This is a genomic window from Cetobacterium sp. 2G large (genome assembly GCF_014250655.1).
In the GTDB taxonomy this organism is placed as follows: domain Bacteria; phylum Fusobacteriota; class Fusobacteriia; order Fusobacteriales; family Fusobacteriaceae; genus Cetobacterium_A; species Cetobacterium_A somerae.
Map to the genome: position 1 here is coordinate 752,849 of NZ_JACHTH010000005.1, position 19,576 is coordinate 772,424.

19 protein-coding genes are annotated in these 19,576 nt (G+C 27.2%); 13 read left to right on the top strand and 6 right to left on the bottom strand.

The features are described from left to right. Positions 1-3 precede the first annotated feature (3 nt). The 6 genes from H5J23_RS06440 to H5J23_RS06465 all read right to left on the bottom strand — a co-directional run bounded on the left by H5J23_RS06440 (position 4) and on the right by H5J23_RS06465 (position 7,162). Positions 4-1,116, bottom strand: coding sequence for a 2-aminoethylphosphonate--pyruvate transaminase (locus tag H5J23_RS06440; protein WP_185891369.1), 1,113 nt, complete (start codon positions 1,114-1,116; stop codon positions 4-6). Continuing rightward, positions 1,109-2,464 carry an aspartate aminotransferase family protein gene (locus H5J23_RS06445; RefSeq protein ID WP_185891371.1) on the bottom strand — a complete coding sequence of 452 codons (1,356 nt, stop codon included), beginning with the start codon at positions 2,462-2,464 and terminating at the stop codon, positions 1,109-1,111. Before H5J23_RS06445 ends, H5J23_RS06440 begins: the two co-directional genes overlap by 8 nt. 1 nt (position 2,465) lies before the next feature. Then, positions 2,466-3,272 (bottom strand): phosphonoacetaldehyde hydrolase, encoded by an 807-nt coding sequence (phnX, locus tag H5J23_RS06450; protein WP_185891372.1) that lies wholly within the window; start codon positions 3,270-3,272, stop codon positions 2,466-2,468. Next, positions 3,272-4,993 (bottom strand): putative 2-aminoethylphosphonate ABC transporter permease subunit, encoded by a 1,722-nt coding sequence (locus tag H5J23_RS06455; RefSeq protein WP_023049963.1) that lies wholly within the window; start codon positions 4,991-4,993, stop codon positions 3,272-3,274. Before H5J23_RS06455 ends, phnX begins: the two co-directional genes overlap by 1 nt. Further along, positions 4,984-5,961, bottom strand: coding sequence for an ABC transporter ATP-binding protein (locus H5J23_RS06460; RefSeq protein ID WP_185891374.1), 978 nt, complete (start codon positions 5,959-5,961; stop codon positions 4,984-4,986). The genes H5J23_RS06455 and H5J23_RS06460 overlap by 10 nt, the downstream gene beginning before the upstream one ends. Positions 5,962-6,112: 151 nt before the next feature. Next, positions 6,113-7,162 carry a putative 2-aminoethylphosphonate ABC transporter substrate-binding protein gene (locus H5J23_RS06465; RefSeq protein WP_023049965.1) on the bottom strand — a complete coding sequence of 350 codons (1,050 nt, stop codon included), beginning with the start codon at positions 7,160-7,162 and terminating at the stop codon, positions 6,113-6,115. A gap of 275 nt (positions 7,163-7,437) precedes the next feature. Between H5J23_RS06465 and H5J23_RS06470 the strand changes: the two genes are divergently transcribed. From H5J23_RS06470 to H5J23_RS06530, 13 genes are all read left to right on the top strand, one after another. Further along, positions 7,438-7,659 carry a co-chaperone YbbN gene (locus tag H5J23_RS06470; protein ID WP_023049966.1) on the top strand — a complete coding sequence of 74 codons (222 nt, stop codon included), beginning with the start codon at positions 7,438-7,440 and terminating at the stop codon, positions 7,657-7,659. A gap of 24 nt (positions 7,660-7,683) precedes the next feature. Further along, positions 7,684-10,455: an EAL domain-containing protein gene (locus H5J23_RS06475; protein ID WP_185891376.1), complete on the top strand. Its 2,772-nt coding sequence runs from the start codon at positions 7,684-7,686 to the stop codon at positions 10,453-10,455. Positions 10,456-10,466: 11 nt separating this feature from the next. Next, positions 10,467-10,841 carry a GNAT family N-acetyltransferase gene (locus H5J23_RS06480; protein WP_185891377.1) on the top strand — a complete coding sequence of 125 codons (375 nt, stop codon included), beginning with the start codon at positions 10,467-10,469 and terminating at the stop codon, positions 10,839-10,841. Positions 10,842-10,884: 43 nt separating this feature from the next. Then, entirely contained in the window at positions 10,885-11,211 is a 327-nt protein-coding gene (locus H5J23_RS06485) for a cupredoxin domain-containing protein (RefSeq protein WP_185891379.1), read from the top strand. Between the two features lie 19 nt (positions 11,212-11,230). Beyond that, a complete protein-coding gene (locus H5J23_RS06490; protein ID WP_023049970.1) occupies positions 11,231-11,542 on the top strand; it encodes a hypothetical protein in 312 nt (103 codons plus the stop codon). A 159-nt stretch (positions 11,543-11,701) separates the two neighbouring features. Further along, entirely contained in the window at positions 11,702-12,667 is a 966-nt protein-coding gene (locus H5J23_RS06495) for a nucleoside hydrolase (protein WP_185891381.1), read from the top strand. A 1-nt stretch (position 12,668) separates the two neighbouring features. Next, entirely contained in the window at positions 12,669-13,373 is a 705-nt protein-coding gene (locus tag H5J23_RS06500) for a queuosine precursor transporter (protein WP_023049972.1), read from the top strand. 95 nt (positions 13,374-13,468) lie between these two features. After that, positions 13,469-14,053, top strand: a complete 585-nt coding sequence (locus tag H5J23_RS06505) for a hypothetical protein (protein WP_185891382.1) — start codon at positions 13,469-13,471, stop codon at positions 14,051-14,053. A gap of 202 nt (positions 14,054-14,255) precedes the next feature. Next, positions 14,256-15,392 (top strand): aminotransferase class V-fold PLP-dependent enzyme, encoded by a 1,137-nt coding sequence (locus H5J23_RS06510; RefSeq protein WP_185891384.1) that lies wholly within the window; start codon positions 14,256-14,258, stop codon positions 15,390-15,392. Between the two features lie 9 nt (positions 15,393-15,401). Then, positions 15,402-16,487 (top strand): hypothetical protein, encoded by a 1,086-nt coding sequence (locus H5J23_RS06515; protein ID WP_185891386.1) that lies wholly within the window; start codon positions 15,402-15,404, stop codon positions 16,485-16,487. A gap of 11 nt (positions 16,488-16,498) precedes the next feature. After that, positions 16,499-16,972: a hypothetical protein gene (locus H5J23_RS06520; protein WP_185891388.1), complete on the top strand. Its 474-nt coding sequence runs from the start codon at positions 16,499-16,501 to the stop codon at positions 16,970-16,972. A 19-nt stretch (positions 16,973-16,991) separates the two neighbouring features. After that, positions 16,992-18,713 (top strand): phosphoadenosine phosphosulfate reductase family protein, encoded by a 1,722-nt coding sequence (locus tag H5J23_RS06525; protein WP_185891390.1) that lies wholly within the window; start codon positions 16,992-16,994, stop codon positions 18,711-18,713. Between the two features lie 2 nt (positions 18,714-18,715). Next, positions 18,716-19,576 (top strand): DUF4007 family protein, encoded by an 861-nt coding sequence (locus tag H5J23_RS06530; RefSeq protein WP_185891392.1) that lies wholly within the window; start codon positions 18,716-18,718, stop codon positions 19,574-19,576.

Sequence of the window (19,576 nt, forward strand, 5' to 3'; positions counted from 1 at the left end):
ATATTATCTCCAAAACATAGAGTTTTTGATAGAATTGATTAAAGTATCAATATCTGTAGGATAAACCTCTCCAATATTACCGATTCTAAAACTCTCCTCTTTTGTTAACTTACCAGGATATATAACAAATCCTTGCTCTTTAAGTTTTGAATAAAAATTTTCAAACTTATAATCAGGATGATTTGGAGCATAGAATGTAGTTATAATAGGAGATTGTTTTTCTAAAGTGATAATAGCTTTAAATCCAAGAGTGTCCATACCTTTAACAAGTTTATCTTGGTTTTCTGTGTATCTTTTTTCTCTAGCTTTAACTCCACCTTCAGCTTCTAATTCTAAAAGGGCTTGATAAAAGGCTCTTACAACATGGGTAGGAGAAGTGAATCTCCATTTTCCATTTCCACTTTCCATAACTTTCCATTGATCAAATATATCTAAAGAGTGAGAACGAGCCTTTCCTTCACATTTTAAAAGTTCAGATTTTCTAGCTATAATAAATCCAAAACCAGGAACTCCTTGGATACATTTGTTAGATGAACTAATTAAAAAATCAATTTGGTACTCAGGAATGCTAAAATGAATTCCCCCAAAACTAGACATAGCATCAACTATAAAAGTTTTATTGTGGTTTTTAACAATTACTCCAATCTCTTTAATTGGATTTAAAATTCCTGATGTAGTTTCACAGTGAACAACAGCAACATGAGTAATCTCTTTATCTTCCTTTAAAATAGATTCTAAATGAGATAGATCATAAGTTTCAGTTTGTTCAATTTTATAGATAGTATTTTTAACTTTTGCTGTATCACAAATAGTTTTCATTCTATCTCCATATGCACCGTTTGAAAGAATTAAAACTTTTTCATTCTCACCAACAACACTAGTTAAAACAGCCTCAACAGAGAAAGTTCCACTTCCTTGCATAGGAATCATAGTATAGTCATCTCCAGCTTCAGCAACCTCTAAAACTCTTTTTCTCATATCTTGAACTAAAGAGTTATACTCGTTATCCCAAGTACACCAATCTTTAAGCATAGCTGATTTAACTCCAGAAGATGTTGTAAGTGGTCCAGGTGTTAAAAGAATATATGGTTTATCTGTTAAGTTATTGTTATTCATTGTTGTTTCCTCCAAATAGTTTTATATTTTCAATTTTTATAGTTTTTTCAAGAATTTCAAGAGCTTTTTCAAGTTCATGTTTTTCAATAATAAGTGGTGGTGATAGTGTTAATATTCCACTAGAAACTTTGAAACTAAGACCTAAATCAAGGCAATTATAAAGAATTCTATCAGCTTCAGACTCAGCTTTTTCTTTTGTTTTTCTATCTTTTACAAGTTCAATTGCAAAGAGTAGCCCAATAGCTCTTACATCACCGATAATTTCATATTTATTTTTTAATATATTTAATCTGTCTAAAACAAATTTCTCCATATTAGATGTTTTTTCTAAAATATTATTATTATCAATAAAATCTATGGCAGCATTAGCAGCAGCACATCCAACAGAGGATTTCTCATGAGTATAGTGCCCTAAAGATGTATATTGACCAATGTTAAATTCATCTTTTGTTAAAAGAGCAGAGATTGGAAATATTCCACCCCCAAGTCCTTTTCCAATGACAACAATATCTGGGACAATATCATAGTGTTCAAAGGCGAAGAATTTTCCAGTTCTTCCCATAGCAATTGCAGTCTCATCTAAAACTAAAAGGGCATTGTGTTTAGTACAGATATCTCTTATTCCTTTCATAAGTTTATATGATGGAATCTCCACTTCAGTATTTCTAATAGTTTCCATAAAAAAAGCTGCAATATCTCCATGCTTTTCTAGAGTATAATCTAAAATAGTTAAGAAGGTATCTTCATCAAAAATAGGTCTATAGCTATTATAAGGGATTAGATGTTCACACCCAGTTAGAAGACTTCCAATACCATTTCTAAAATGAGCAGTTCCTCCTAAAGAGATAGCATCTATTGAAGCTCCATGGAAAGAATCCCAAAAAGATAGAAAGCTATCTTTTTTAGTTACAAGTCTAGCTAGTTTCATTGCTATTCCAATAGAAGAGGTTGCTCCTGGTGAAAATAGAACTTTATTTAAAACACCATTTGTTTTATCAGAAAGCTTTTGAGCTAAAATTATAGCAGAGTTATTTGTATATCTTCTAGGTGAAAAGGGAAGTTCTTCCATTTCATTAATAATGGCATTTTTAACGTCTTCATTTCCAAATCCAATTTGATGTACATTATTTCCATGAAAATCCATATAGATTTTTCCAGAGATATCTTCTAGATAGATACCTTTGGATTTTTTTAAAACATTTAAACAAGGAGTTGAAAGAGATTGATGAAGAAAGATATCTTCATCATCTCTAAGAACACAACTAGTTTCATAGTTTATATTTTTATCTTGCCAATTTTTACGATTTGAAGAGGTATTCACATCCCCTTCAGATGTAATTTTATTCATTTTAAATAACCTCTTCAGAATTCATTCTAGCATTTATAACATCAATTATATGTGGTAAATCACCAACTTGCTCAACAACATAATCAGCTCCAGCAGAGTATAATCTCTTTGCAGTTGCATCCATTAATTTTTTTAACTGAGCATGGTCCATAGTTTCAACCTCTTTTTGTGAAAGGCCAAGTTCACTTCCACCCTTTAAGATACCAACAGTCCAAACACCAGCATTTTTACCCTCTTTCATATCAACAGTTGTATCTCCAATTTTTATAATAGAATTCCTATTTGGAATTGCTAAGGTAATCATATTTTGATAAATCATATATGGATATGGTCTACCAGCAGGAACTTCAGTTGATGTGATTCTAAAATCTGGACAGTATCCAAAAGCTTTAGCTTTAGGAGCAACAATATCTAACATCTCTTTTGTATATCCAGTTGTACTTCCAATTTTTAATCCTCTATCTCTTAACTCTTTTTGAAGATCTAACATTCCAGGAACAGGTTCAGCAAAGTTTTCTAAAGAAGCGAATAAAACTTCTTCAAATCTTTCGTATAAAGAGTTAATATCCTCCATAGTGTAATCTCTATTAAATTTTTCTAACCATAAAGAGTGTATTCTTTCCATCTTTAATAGTGCTTTTATGTGATCTATTTTTAACATTCCCATAGGTTTTCTAGCTTCTTCATAAGTAATCTCAATACCAATCTCTTTAAAAACTTGAACAAAAACATCAAGTGGTGCGAAACATCCATAATCTACTGTAGTACCTGCCCAATCAAATATAACTGCTTTAATCTCTTTTCTCATTATTTATTCCTCCCAAAATTTCTTTTTTTAATTATTTCATAAATTGTTTTTACTAAAAGATTTGTTCCAACAATTAAAATTCCCATTGCTGCTGCCTTAGCTTGATCTCCAACTTCATCAAGATTAACCATTGCAATAGATGCAAGAGTTGTTTTTGAAGTATATAGGAAAACAGCTGCTGAAACTGTAGTCATACAGTTTACAAAGTAATATATGAATATCTCTCCAATAGTGTGTTTAGTAAGTGGTAGAGTTACATTGAAAAATGTTTTATACCAAGGAACACCCATAGATAGAGATACAATTTCAAACTCTTTATCTAACTTTTTCAAAGATGTTGACGCTGTCATAAAAGCAACTGAGAAAAAGTGAACAATGTTTACAAGAACTAAAATCCAAAGAGTTCCGTATAAACTATTGAATGGATTATTTACCCAACCAATTAGAGGAATTCTAATGTAGTTCATATTGAAGAAAAAGATATATCCTAAACCTAAAACCATTCCTGGAAGGGCTAAAGGTACTATTGCGAAAAACTTAATAACATTTCTAAGTTTAGTTAAACTCTCAGTTTTTAAACATATATATGCTCCAAGATATGCAATAATAGTTCCAAATATAGCTGATAACATTGCTATAGTTATTGAGTTTTTATAAAAATGGAAAGCTCCACCATTAAAGTCAAAGAATTTATAGTTATTTAAAGTAAGTTCAAAGTTATATGGCCACATCTTAACAAAAGAAGCGACACCTGCTGTAATAAAAAGTCCTAATATACCAAGACCAATAAACCAACAGAAACTGTAGAAGAAAATATCTCTACCAGTTGAATTTTCAATTCGATAGTTCATAGATTTTGCATTAAAGGTATCTCTTTGTTTTTTCTCTAAAGATTTTTCAAAGAAAAATGAGATTACTGCAGGAATAAGTAGAAGGATACTAACAACTGCACCTCTTCCTAAATTTTGTTGTCCGATAACTTGCTTATAAATATCTGTAGCTAAAACATTATAGTTTCCACCAACAACTTTAGGTGCTCCAAAGTCAGTGAATGCAAGAATAAAAGAAACTGTAGCTGTGGAAAAAACAGCATATTTACAAGATGGAAGAGTTATTGTAAAAAATTGCTTTACTTTACTTGTTCCAAGAGTTTTAGCAGCTTCATAGAGTCTATAGTCACTATTTTGTAGTGCCATAGAGATAATTAAGTAAGCTTGAGGTAAAGTATATATAACTTCACTAATTACAATACCAGTTGAACCGTATAGATTTATATCTGTTGCAAGATTAGGAAATCTACCAAAGAATCCAGTAGTTATAACTCCCATTCTTCCAAATAGGTAAACTAATGAGATACCATGTAGCATAGTTGGAGCAAATATAGGTAGAAGAATTAAAAATTTTAAAATACCTTTTCCCTTTATGTTACTTCTAGCCATTCCATAAGAGTAACCAAATCCTAAAATTAAAGTTATAACCATAGTTAAAGTTGCTATTTTAACTGTATTGAAAAATGAAGATACTACTCCAGGGCTAGTAAGATATTGAATAAAATTTTGTAGACCAATAAAGTTTCCAGCATTGTCCTCTGTTGCTTTTATACTTAAAGAGATAAGTGGAAAAAGAAGAGTAACAACGAAAAAGATTGCAATTCCCCAAACGATAATATCTCTAACTTTTTCTGAAAGAAGTTTTTCAGTTTTTTTAAAAACTAGCTCCATTCAACTCCTCCTCCTAAAGTTCTTTCAACTTTAAGAAATATGTGTTGATCTTTTTTTAGTGGAATATGAGCAATTTTATTTCTACAGATATCAACTTCAATAATGTAGTTCTTTTTATTAACTTTTAATCTATAGTACGATCCCATATACTCCCAAGATTCCAATGTTCCCATAAAGAAATTATCTGTTTGCTCATCAGCAAGAGAGATATCCTCTGGTCTAGCCATAACTTTTGTTCCATTGATTTCAAACTTATTAACTTTTCCGATAAAATCTCCAATGAAATTGTTAGCTGGATTTTCATATATATCTTGAGGTGTTCCCACTTGAACAATTTTAGCATTATCCATAACAATTATTCTATCTGACATTGAAAGAGCTTCCTCTTGATCATGAGTAACCATTATAGTTGTAATTCCAAGTTTTTTTTGAAGATTTTTTATATCATTTCTAAGTTTTTCTCTTACTTTAGCATCAAGAGCTGAAAGAGGCTCATCTAACAAAAGAATATCTGGCGAGTAAGAGATTGCTCTAGCAAGTGCAACTCTTTGCTGCTGACCTCCTGAAAGTTCATTTGGATATTTATTCTCTTGACCTCTTAAACCAACAAGCTCAAGTGACTCATCTATTTTCTTTTGAATTATATCCTTTGGTATTTTTTTATTCTTCATCCCATAGGCAATATTCTCTCCAACTGTTAAATTTGGAAAAAGAGCATAAGATTGGAAAACGATTGACATATTTCTCTTAGCTGGATGCTTTTTTGTAATGTTTTCATCCTTTAAAAAAATTTCACCACTATCGACATTTTCAAGTCCAGCAATAATTCTAAGAAGTGTTGTTTTACCACAACCAGATGGACCTAAAAAACAGATAAACTCCCCTCTTTCTATTTCAAAATTTATATTGTTCAATGCTTTAAACTTACCAAAAGTTTTTTCAACATTTTTTATCTTTAAATAACTCATTAACTCCTCCTCGTTTTCATCATCTAAAGATATATTACATCATCTAAGTTAAAAACAAATTAAAACCAAGTAAACTAAGAGTAAAACAAAGGTTAAGAATTTGTAAAAAATAAAAAACTACAGATTTCTCTGTAGCTTTATAAAAAAGATATTATTTTTTCTCAGTTTTAGAACCAAATTTTGTTTCCCAAGTAGTTAAAATACGCTCTTTGTTAGCAGCAGCCCAAGAGAAATCATTAGCAATTAGTTGAGTGATAGGGTTTTCAGGGAATCCCTTTGGTGGAGCAACATTGATATCTCTAGAAACAATAGCATAAGATTTAGCGTACATTTTCATAGCATCTTCTGAGATAGCCCAATCTAAAAATACCTTAGCTTCATCTTTGATATTCTTTTTATTTATTAAAGCATTAGCTTCAGAATCCCAACCAGAACCTTCACTAGGGAAATAAACATTTATAGGTGCTCCATCATTTTTTATTTTTATTCCAGGATATCCATAAGATATTCCAATTGGATACTCTCCAGATGCAGCTGTTTTAGCAGGTTTAGATCCTGAGTGAGTATAAACACCCATATTATTATCTAAGCTGGCCATATATTCCCAAGCTTTTTCCTCTCCTAAAAGTTGAACTAAAGCAGAGACTGTTAGAAATCCAGTTCCAGAAGAAGCTGGGTTAGGCATAGAGATTAAACCTTTATATTCAGGTTTTAAAAGATCTGAGAAATTCTTAGGTTCCTCTAGTCCTAGTTTTTTCATTTCAATAGTATTAACTGAAATAGCTGTCATCCAAGCATTGTTTCCAACCCATTTAGGATCTTTACCTGTGTTATCTTTAAATTTTGGATTTATTTTTTCAATATCTTTTGGAGAATACTCTTTTAAAAGATTAGCTTCATCTAAAACTAAAAGGCCAGTAGCAGCAGTCCCCCAGATAACATCAGCTTGCGGATTATCTTTTTCAGCTAAAACTCTTGAAACGATAACACCTGTTGATTCTCTAACAATATTAAGTTTTATGTTAGGGTATTGCTCTTTAAAAGATTGAAGATACTCAGGAATTTGTTCGTTTTCTAAAGCAGTATAAACTGTAATCTCCTTTGTTTTATTGTCTTTAGATACAGGTTTTTCAGAAGAACCACAACTAGTTAAAAGTGTTGCTAAAACCAATGAACCCAATATTTTTTTATTAAATGTCATAAAATCACCCCATTTTTAAATTTAATAATATTATAAAGCATGAGTGTAAAGGTAAAATAAAAAACAGGTAAAAGACAAGTAAAACCAAAAAATAAAAAATAGAAAAGAATTTTTAGTTTTTCCTAGAAAAAAAATGGAAATCAAGATATAATTGAAAGAAAAAGTTATTAATTCATTTATGGGGAGGGAATATGAACTATAAAGATATGAAAAATGAGAAATTTGGATTTGTATATATCTATGATGAAACGAAAAGTTGTTGAGTTGATGGTATCATGCTCCCTAGGTTAGAGGAGCTTTCTAAAGAATATAAAAATTCTAAATTTTTTCCAATAGATATAAAAAAGAATCCTGAAGTGACAGGAGAATTTTTAGTTTTTGTAACGCCTGTTTTAATTATCTATTATGATGGATTAGAAGTTTTAAAAAAAATAAGATTCTTTTCTATTTCAGAAATAAAAGAAGAAATGGAAAAGTTTTTGGAAAAGATATTGTAGGTTATAATTTTTTAAGGGGGGATAATGAGTATAAAAAGGATACTTTTAGTTTTCTTTTTAAGTTTTAAATTTATAATTTCAATGGATGTATATGTTCCTAAAAATGATAAAGAAAAAAAATACTTAGAAAAAATAAGAGAAAAACAATTGGTATTAGGAATAAAAAATAATTATTTTGCTGATGATAAAATAGAAAGTCAATCATTAAATGATATTATAGAAGAATTATTAAAAGATTATTTACAACTTAATATAGTTATAAAAAAAGATAATTGGGATATAATATACAATGAATTCCAAAAAGGTGAAATTGATATTATAAATTTTTTAACTAAAACAAATGAAAGAGAAAAATTTGCAGTTTTTTCAAATAAAATTTTAGCTGAAGAGCTAGTTATTGTATCGAGAGATAAAAAATTAAATACAGCTGAAGATTTAAATGAAAAAAAAGTCTATGTAACTAAAAATACTATCTATGAGAAATTTTTAGAAAGATATAAAATGAAAAATGAATTGCAAATGAAAATAATAAAAGTGGATGATGTAAATCTAAAAAAATTAGATTATTTTGCAGATACTAATTTAAATACAATAGGAGAATCAAATAAACTAAGTATAAGTAGATTACCAGAAACTTCAATTGGAGTTAATAAAAGTTATAAAGATTTAAATTATATAATTAATAATGCTTTGGAAGAAAAATATAGTAAAAAGATGGAAAATTGGTTGAAAAAGCGTAAAGAGTTTATGTTTAAAGATAAATTTTTAAAATCATTAACAGATGAAGAAAAAGAGTATATCCAAAATATGAAACCTTTAAAAATATCATACGGAAATATTGAAAATGTGAGTAGCTATTCTGTAAAAGATAAAAAATTTGTAGGAGTTCTTCCAGGGTTATTAGATTGTTTATTTAAGAAGTTGAGTATTAATATAAAACAAGAAGAAAAAACGAAAAAAATCGAATGGACAACTATTTATGAAGATTTTAATAATGGTAAAATTGATATATTAACTCTTTCTAGAACTCCTGAAAGAGAAGAAAAGTTTATATTCACTAAAAAAATTTACGATTTAAATGTATATCAGATAGAGGTTCTGAAAAATTTATCAAGTAAGAGAAAAGTTGGAGTTATAAAAAATTCAATAGAAGAAACTGTAGCAAAGGAATATTTTTTTAAAGATAATATAAAGATCTATTCAAATAGAGATGAAATGTTATCAGATTTAAAGAACAATAAGTTAACTACAGTCTTATCATTAAACTCAGACATTTATGATAAGAAAAAATATAATATAAGAATATTAGAAAATGTACCAATAAACTTAGCTTTAAATAAAAATAATATAGTATTGAGGGATATTTTAAATAAGGCTATACTAGAGATGGTAGATTTAAAAGATATTCTCAAAAATTCAGAGTTGAATAAAAGAAAAGAGATTATAACAGAGCAAGAAAAACATAAAAACTTAGTTATTTTGGTAACGTTGAGTTGTATATTATTATTAGGTTTAGCATTATATCAAAGCTTTAAAGTTTTTATGCATAAAAGAAAAAATAGAGAGCTATTAAAAGATGAATTAACAGGTTTATATAGTAGAAGAGTTTATAATGAGTTTTGTAAAAATAACAATAGTATAACTGGATGTACTCTTCTTATGGATTTAAATAATTTTAAATTATTAAATGATACACATGGACATGATTATGGAGATCAAGTATTAATTGAAGCTGGAAAACTATTAAAAGAGGTTTTTAAAAATGACTATATATTTAGAATATCAGGAGATGAATTTTATATATTTTCTTGTTATTCAGCAAATATAAAATACAAAATAAAGAAGTTAGAAACTCTTTTTAAAAGCTCTAATTTAATGAAAAAGTATAATATATCTTTTAGTTTAGGATACTATTTAAAAAAAGAGAAGAACTCAATGGAATATGCTTTTAAATATGCAGATTTAGCTATGTATTCAGCAAAAAAGGGTAGAGAAAACTGGTCACAAGAAGCAACATATAATTTTATAAAGAGTAAAAAAAGAAAAAAAATAATCGAAAATTTAATTAGTAAGTCAATAAATATAGAGTTTTATCCAGTGTTTCAAAAAAAGTATGCATTAAAAGATGGAAAAATTATAGGAGCGGAAGCTTTAACAAGGTGGAATAACAATCTTTTAGGAGAAATTTATCCAGATGAATTTATTCCAATAGCAGAAAATTTAGGATTAATTTATAAAGTTGATTATAAAATAGCAGAAGAAGCGGTGAAAAAGACAAAACAACTTCTTAGAGATAATATCGTGGATAAAAATTTTAGAATGTCTTTTAATATGTCAATAGAAACTTTAAAAAGAAAAGATGTAGTAGAAGTTATATTAGATATTTTAAAAAAGTATTCTTTAAGTGGAAAAAACTTAGAGATAGAGATAACAGAAAGTACATTTTTAAATGATGCAGAAGATGTAGTAGTAAAATTAAATAAATTTAGAGAGAATGGAATATATCTTTCAATTGATGATTTTACAGCAGGATATTCTACAGTAGGTTTATTAACAACTTTACCAATAGATGTTGTTAAGTTTGATAAATCATTAATTTCTAGTATTAATGAGGAAAGTGAAAGAGGAAAAAATGTTTATTTAGGGCTAACAAATATGATAAAAAGTTTAAAACTTAAAGTTGTAGCAGAAGGAATTGAGGAGAGAGAACAGTTTGAATTTTTAAAAGAGATAGGAGTTAGTTACGGGCAAGGATATTATTTTGGAAAACCTGAAAGGGAACTAAAGAATGTTTAGAGGAGGTAAGAATGGTAGAGGTTAAAGATTTTAAAGCAGGTGATTGCAATACTCTTTGGAATATAAATAGAAATGCATTTAGAAAAAGCTTAAAAAAAGAGAGTTATGAGGATTTTAAAAATATTGTTGAAAACAGCATAGGGAAAGTTTTGCTTTTAGAAAATGAGATAATAGGAGCTATATTTTTAAAAGCACAAAATGAAGAGGGAACATTTAAAGTTGAGAAACTTTTTATTTGTCCAAAGTATCAAAATAGAGGGTTAGGATATTTTATTTTAACTCACTTATCTGAAGAGGATAACTCTATAAAAAAGTTAGAACTAGATATAGATGAAAGCAGTTTTAAAGCAAAAAAATTCTGCGAAAAAATGAAAAAAGAGATTTAGGTGGTAATACCTTTTAACTTATTTTAAGTTTAGGAGGTAAAATATGAAGATGTTTAAAATTTTAGGATTATGTACACTTTTATCAGTAACGCTTTTAGGAAAAGAGATTCAAGTTGTAGCTTACGATTGGGGATATGAACCAAAAGAGATTGTTTTAAAAAAAGATGAACCTGTAAAATTGACTTTAGTGAGTAAAGATGGAGATCATGGATTAGGATCAAAGGAGTTAGGATTTAATTTAGAAGCAGCTCCAGGAAAACCAGATTCAGTGGAAATAACTCCTACTAAAGTTGGAGAATATACAGGGAAGTGTACAATTCCATGTGGATCAGGACATAAAAAAATGCTTTTAAAGATAAAAGTAGAATAACAATATAAAAGAGGTAAAGATGAAAGAAAAAATATCTGCTTTAGGGCAGTACATAGTAAAACAAACAGGAAAGAATTTTAACTTTAAGATGATAAAACCAGATGGTTATTATAAAGGAGTTTTATTTTCTTATGGTGCAGATGACTATTTAGTTTCAAGTGATAGAGTGGAACTTTTAAGTACAATTGAGTTAATATCTATTAAAACTTCAAAAGATTATCCAGCTAAATTAGTGAGAAGATACACTCACAGTAAGTTTGATAAGATTGGAAAGAAAAAAGAGGATGCAATTGTAATAAATGGAGTAAAGTTTTATATTATAAAGCTATAGTCATATTTAGTTGAAAAAATATAAAAGAGATGATATACTCTTTAAGAATTAAATTTATAAAAAAAGATGTTTGGGAGATCCATCTGTAAAAAAAACCAGCAAGAGGCTAGGTTTATTCTAGCCTTTTTTGTTTGTGTGGATCCCAGAAAGGGAGAGGTTATGAAAAGAATAATTATTGATTGTGATCCGGGAATTGATGATTCACTGGCGCTGATTTTAGCACTGAAATCACCAGAGCTAGATGTTATTGGAATTACTATTTGTGCTGGAAATGTTCCAGTGGAAATTGGAGGAGTTAATGCTTATCGAGTTTTAAAGTTACTAAAAAGAGAGGATATTCCTATTTACGTAGGAGATAATAATCCAATTAAAAGAGATTTAGTAACAGCTCAAGATACTCATGGAGATGATGGAGTTGGAGATGTTTTACCAGAAATTATCATTCCAAAAGATGCTATTAAATTAGGAGCTGTAGATTATCTTGTTAAAACTTTAAAAGAGAATGGGGATGTATCTATAATAGCATTAGGTCCAATGACCAATTTAGCAAAGGCTGTGGAGAGGGAAAAAGAGATTTTAAAAAGAGCTGAAAGAATTGTTTCTATGGGAGGTGCTTTTAGAACTAATGGGAACTGTTCTCAAGTAGCTGAATTTAACTACTGGGTAGATCCAGAATCAGTAAATATTGTTTTTGAAAATGTAGATAAGCCAATAGAGCTTATTCCACTAGATGTAACTAGAAAAATAGTTTTAACACCAAACTATAGAGAGTATTTAAAGCAGATGAAAAATGAAATAGCTGATTTTATTTACAATATAACAGGATTTTATGTTGATTTTCATTGGATGCAAGAAAGAACTTTAGGTTGTGTGATAAACGATCCTTTAGCAGTAGCTTATTTTATAGAACCAAGTCTATGTAGTGGAGTTTTAACTCATTTAGAGTGTGTTGAAAATGGAAGAGCCATTGGGCAAACACTAATAGATATTGGAGATTTTTATAGAAAAACACCAAATGTATTTATAAATACAGAGGTAGATGAGAAAAGATTCTTTGAACTTTTCTTTCACAGAGTTTTTCTTGAAAATAAAAAAGATAATGAAATAGTGTTAAAGGGGTATTAATATGATGATGAATGGAATGTTATTACAAAATGAGATGTTATGGATAATAAAACTGTTTTTAAGTTTTATTATTGTTTTAGGTGCTTATAAATGTTTTGGAAAAACGGGACTTTTTATTTGGATTCCAATATCTATGTTTATAGCAAGTGTTGAGGTAATGGTTTTAGTTAAACTTTTTGGTTTACATGCGTCATTAGGAAATATACCCTATGCTAGTGCATTTTTAGTTACAGATATACTTTCTGAAAAGTATGGAGAAAAAGAGGCTAAGAAAGCTATTTGGATAGGATTTTTTACCAATATAGTTATAGCATTTATGATAAATTTTGCACTTATGTTTACTCCAGAAGCTGATGGACTAGAGATGCATACTAATTTAAAATCGATTTTTGGATTGTTCCCAAGATTTATGATAGTGGGATTAGTATCTTATGCAATATCTCAGCATGTGGATATATATCTATATAAGATTTTAAAAGAGAAGTTTCCAAAGCATCTATGGATTAGAAATAATGGAAGTACTATGGTAAGTCAGTTAGTAGATAATATTTTATTTACAACTTTAGCCTTTACTGGGATTTTCTCTTTTGAAGTTATGTTTGAGATATTTTTGAGTACATATATATTAAAATGGATAGTTGCAGCTATGGATACTCCATTTTTATACTTGGCAACTAAAATGGATTCAAAGAAGAGTTTATGTTAAAAAAGTTTTAAATTCAATCATTTGTTGTAAATGTTTCTTATACGAGGTATAATATAAGTAAAATCAAAAAATATTTGATTTTTTTGGAGGTACCAATGAAATCTCACTCAAAATTAAACTGTCCAGAAATTATTTACAATGAATTAGAGCAATTTATCCATTCTAAAAGTTATGTTTTTTTAACAAGAAAATTAGATCATAATATACAGATAAGAAAATACAATATTAATGATTCTTTTGAAACTGTTGCAAAATATATAGACTTACATGGTGGAAAAATTGTATATGGAGTATCGATTTTAGAGTCAGATATTCTTTTTGAAAAGCAAGCTTTTGCTGTATGGGAGTCGCCAGAGAATACTCTTCACCATGTGACAAGAGGTTCAAATATGAAAATTATGTTTATTCCAAATGAAAATCCATATGTGATTCCAGAAGATTATGTTAGTGATTTTTATAATCTTTTCTCTACGGAAGAGGAAAGTTGTATAGAGGAGTTTATATCTAATAAAACACGTTTTCAAGAGTTAATGTCAAAGACAACAAGTTCTCTAACAGAAGATGAAATGAACGATATTTGTCGTTATGGAAATCTATCTGCTCTAGAAAGACTTACTAATAAAAAAATAGAGAAAGACTTTGATTTAAAAGATAGAATCTTGAAGAGGATTAAAAAATAGAGGCCTCTTGAAGATTTTTTAAAAAAAAATAAAAAAGTTTCTAATATCATTTTTTATCAAATGGTGCTATAATGGTGCTAAAAATATTGCTTTAGAATGATGAAAGTTATTTTTGGAAATTAAGGGGAAAATATAAAAAAGATTAAAAAGGCTAATTTTTATCAAAAAATTAGCCTTTTTTTGTCTTTTATAGGGGGAGACAATGAAAAATACATTTTATTTTGATAATGCATCAACATCTTATCCAAAATTTGAAAGATTTTATAGGGAAACTATGGCTCTTTATGAAAATTATGGAGTTAATTTCTCAAGAAATAGTTCAAGTAAAAGTAAAGATGCAAAATCTATAAAAGAAAATTTAATAAAAAATATAATGAATATTTTTGCTACAAAAAATGAAGTAATATTAAATTCGTCTGCTACATTTTCATTAAATGAGATTATATTGGGATTAGATTATACTAATATAAAAACAGTTTACATATCACCTTTCGAACATAATTCAGTTTATAGAGTTTTAAAAAAAATTACAAAAGAAAAAAAAATAGATTTAAAAATTTTAAAGTTTAGTGGATTTAACTTAGATTTTGAGAATATGAAACTTCAATTTATGTCAAAAAAACCTGATTTAATAATATGTAATCATGCTTCAAATGTTTTTGGAAATATTTTACCAATAAAAGATATATTTGAAGAGGGAAAAAAATATAATGCTATAACAATTTTAGATGCAACGCAAACTGGAGGAGTACTAGATTTTACTGAAATTTCAACTTCTTCAGATTTTATAGTTTTTGCAGGACATAAAAATTTATATGGCCCGTCAGGGATAGGAGGATATATTTACAATAAAAAAATTTCTTTAAAACATCTATTATATGGAGGTACAGGAATTAATTCTGAAGATGAAGATATGCCAGAGGAGCTTCCAGAGAGATTTGAAGCTGGAAGTCCAAATATTTTAGGAATAATTGGTCTTAAGATATCAACTGATGAACTTTTGAAAATTGGGATAGAAAATATAAAAAATAAAAAGCAGAAAAACATAAGAGATTTATATGATCTTTTAGAAGAATATTCATATGATTTGAAAATTTTATCAGATAGAGAAAATAATGTTGGAGTTATCTCAATAGAAGCTAATGATTATACCCCACAAGAATTAGAAAATATTTTTAATGATGGGGGAATAATAACGAGAAGAGGTCTTCACTGTGCTCCTTTAGCCCATAAACATATGGAGACCGATAAAAACGGAACTTTAAGATTATCAGTTGGATATTTTAATGATGAAGAGGATTTAGATAAATTAGGAGAGGTTTTAGAAAGTATATTTTAGGAGGACAAAATGTCAGGAATAAAATTGGGAATAGAAGAGATGTCTCTTTTAGAAAAAATAAAAGGGATATTAGAGAATAATATTTTATTAGAAGATGAAGTTTCTTTAAAAGAAAAGGAAAAAGAACTTTTAAAATTAAAAAATGATAAATTATTAGAAAAATTAAATGATTTGCAGGTTCAATTAGATGTTTTAACAAAAGAAAATAATGAATTAAAAAAATTACTTAATACCAATAGAATTGAAGAATTTCAAAATATAGAAGAAACAAATATCCCTAATGAAGTAGAAAATCAGATAGAGGATAAAGAAAATTTAAAGAGAAGCTGGATGGACTATGAAAACTTTAAAAAACATGAAAATAATTTAATTGATTATATAAAAAAATTAACTGTAAATGATTTAAAAGAGATTTATAAAGTTGGAAAAAATACCAAAACTTTAAAAGGATTAGATGAAAGAAATATCTCTGATGTATTAACAAGATTAAAGTTAAATATACCTTTGACAAATGATAATTTAGAAAATATAGAGAGTATTTATTATAAAGTTATAAATGAACTTCATAAAAGAGAATTAAAAGTTGAAAAAAAGGCTGATACTAACAGTCTGAAAGATAATTTTTTAGAAAATGGATTAAATTATAAATCATATTTAGAAAATAAAAATAAATTAAATGAATTTATTTTAAAATTATCATTAAATGATTTTAAAAAAATGCATTTATTAGGAAAACAAGAAAATATTTTTGATGAAATGGAAGAGAGACAAATTTTAACAGTAATCACTTGGCTAAAATGGAATACTCCATTAAAAAAATTAAATGTGGATAAGATAATAAATATTTATGTTAAGTTCATGGAAAATTTTTATAAAAAAGAAGAAGTAGAAAAAGGCACATTGGCATGTAATTTAGATAAAGAAGAAAAGTCAATAAAAGATTCGTTTGGGGATATTTTAGCTAAAGGTTTAGAAAATGGATTTGTAGAGATGGCGGATTTAAAAAGAGTAGATTATGACAATGATAAAGATGCCTATGATGTATATGAAGCCATTGAAATTTTAGAAAGTAGAGGAGTTAGAATTAAATATTAGTTGGAGAGAGAATGGATATAAATGAAGCTATGGAAAAGTTATTTAATGAAAAAATATTAAATATAGAAGAAATAGAGGAGATACGATCAGGTAAATTAAAAACAATATTATTTGCAAAATACAACACTGAATTTTCACTAAAAGAAATAAGTGGGTTTTTAAGAAATCGAATAGAATTTATAGAGATTTCTACTAATCTATTTGTTATTAAAAATAAACTAAAAAATATTTTACAGGATATAGAAAAACAAAATTATAAATGTTTTTTAGAAAATAGATATTTAGTATTACTAAAAGATGATGATTTAGAAGCTATTGATAAAAAAATAAATAAAAAAACATATGAAGAGATTTTAAGGTATGGATTAGATAACTTTTATGTTAAAGAGGAATGGGTAAAGGAATTAGATTTAAGAGAATCTGAATTTTATGATAGAGATGAAGTAATTCAAGATTTATATGCAAAAGGAATAAGAATAAAGTAAATATTAAGGAGTAAGATTTGTGAATAAAAAAGAGTGGGGGATTTTTTGGAATGAGTTGAAAAATATCCCAGTTATACTTGAAAAGAAAACTTTAAATATAAAAAATAATATTGATTTAAAAGAGATAGCTCAAGACTTAAGACCAGTTTTTTTAGAAGAAAAACATTTATTAAAAAAAATGTTTGATTTAGCTGGAGACATATATTATCAATCTGTATGGTGTACAAAACAAGGAAGGTACATAATAGATGGAGTTCCATTTAAAGAAAGTGTTGTAAAAGGAATAAATAGTTTAGATGATTTTGAAAGTTTTAGAGAAAAAGTTTTAGAATTTGAAAAAACAGAGGATATGATAAAAGCAGAATCTGAAATTATAGAAAAATTTATTTTAGAAAATAGAAATCATATGAATTATCTTTTAAACTCTAGAGAGTTAGATGATGAAGGTCATTTTATAGGAGCATATCCATTTATAGAAGAAGTTTCTAAAACTTATTCAAAAAGAGTTAATATGGTTTCTTTTAGTGGTGGAAAAGATTCTACAGTTGTGTCACATTTGGTAAGAACAGCTCTGAATAATCAAAGTATTTTACATATTTTTGGAGATACAACATTAGAGCTACCATTAACATATGAATATGTTGAAAAATTCAAAGAACAAAATCCAATGACTCCATTTTTTGATGAAAGAAATGAAGAAAATAATTTCTTTGAAATGTGCAAAGAGATTGGACCGCCAAGTAGAGTTAAAAGTTGGTGTTGTTCAATATTTAAAACTGGACCTATGGGAACAACTCTTTCAAATTTTGAAGAAGATTTTTTAACATTTTATGGTGTTAGAAGAAAAGAATCATCATCTAGAAGTAAATATTCGAAAGTTAGTAAAACTCCAAAAATTCATGGCGGGATAGTGAACTCTCCAATTATAGACTGGTTAGATATTGATGTATGGTTATATCTATTAACAGAAAATATAGATTTTAATTTTAGTTATCGTCAAGGATTTCCAAGAGTTGGGTGTTGGATGTGTCCTAATAATTCTGATATTTCTCAATTTTTAGCAAAAATTTATGTTTCTAAATCTCAACACAAAGAAATTAAATTTGATTATAATGAATGGGAAAAATTTTTATATGACTTTTCAACTAAAGTTATTAAAGAGTTTTATGAAAGAAATAAAATTCTTTTATCAGAAGATGAATTAAAACTAAAAGTAGAAGAATATGTAAAGAAAAGTAAATGGAAAGCTAGACAAGGTGGAGATGGTTTAGAGAAAAGTAAAAATACAATTATAGAAAAAAAAGCATGTATTAATGAGAAAAATACATATATTCTTGGATTAAATAGAGAGATAGATGACGAGTTTATAACTTTATTTAAACCGTTTGGAGAAATATCAATTTCTAAAAAGGGAAATATCCAAGAGATGTTTGTTTTAAATAGGCTAAAAGAAGCTTTATTTAAAATAGTATTTAAAAACGATAGTAGAGAAATAAAGGTAACATTAATTGATTTAAAAGATAGATATTTATATGGAAAAATAACAAAACAATTAAATAAATTTAATACTTGCATATATTGCCAAGCATGTAATTCAACTTGTAGTTTTGGTGCCTTAAGTGTAATAAATGGAAAGTATGAAATAGATGAAAAGAAATGTGTTAATTGTTTAAATTGCATTAATAAATTTGATATGGGATGTTTGGTTGCTTCAGCGTTAAGAACTAAAATTAAGGAGTAAAAATGGTAGATTTATTAGTTGGGCATAGCTCGTTTTATTTAAGAAATGGTTGGATAAAAAAATGTGTTGAATATGTAGAAGAAAATAAAAACGAAAATATTTTTTCTAAATCAAATATAGAAGCAATTGATAAATTAGGGATTGGAAGTGTAATGGTTCAATCTTTAAAGTTTTGGATGACTATGTTGGATATCTTAAAAAAAGAGAAAAAGGAGTTTCATTTAAAAAGAGAAATAAAGTATATTTTAGAAAAAGATCCTTATTTAGAAAATAAAAATACTTTATGGTTATTACACACATACATAATGGAGAGGGATGAAAAAAAAGAGAATCCAGTATTATGGAATCTATTTATAAGAAATAAAAAAAATAGTTTATTTACAGAAGAAGAAGCTAGAGATGTATTAAATATTTTTTATAAAGAAAAAAATGAAGTTATTTCAGAAAGAAGTGTGAAAGATAGTATAAATGTATTTATAAAAACATACTATAAAGAAGTGGATATAAAAAATGATCCTGAAGACAATTTGTACTCACCATTTTTAAAACTAAATTATTTATTAAAAAATGAAAAAAATCAATATTATTTTAGAAATATTGAGAGTAATGAGATTGCGGAAGAAATAATTTTTTATTTACTAAAAAGAAGATTAAAAATATTTAAGCAAATTTCTATTATAGATTCTTATAACTATATAAATGGAATTATTAAAATGAGAATAAATGAGTATGAAAAATTAATCTTAAAATTAGAAAATAGAGAGTTTTTATTTGTTGATAGAGCAGCAGGATTACAAAATATAAATTTAACAAAAGAGATTTTAGAAAAAGACATAATACAATTGATTTTAGAAAGAGAGTAA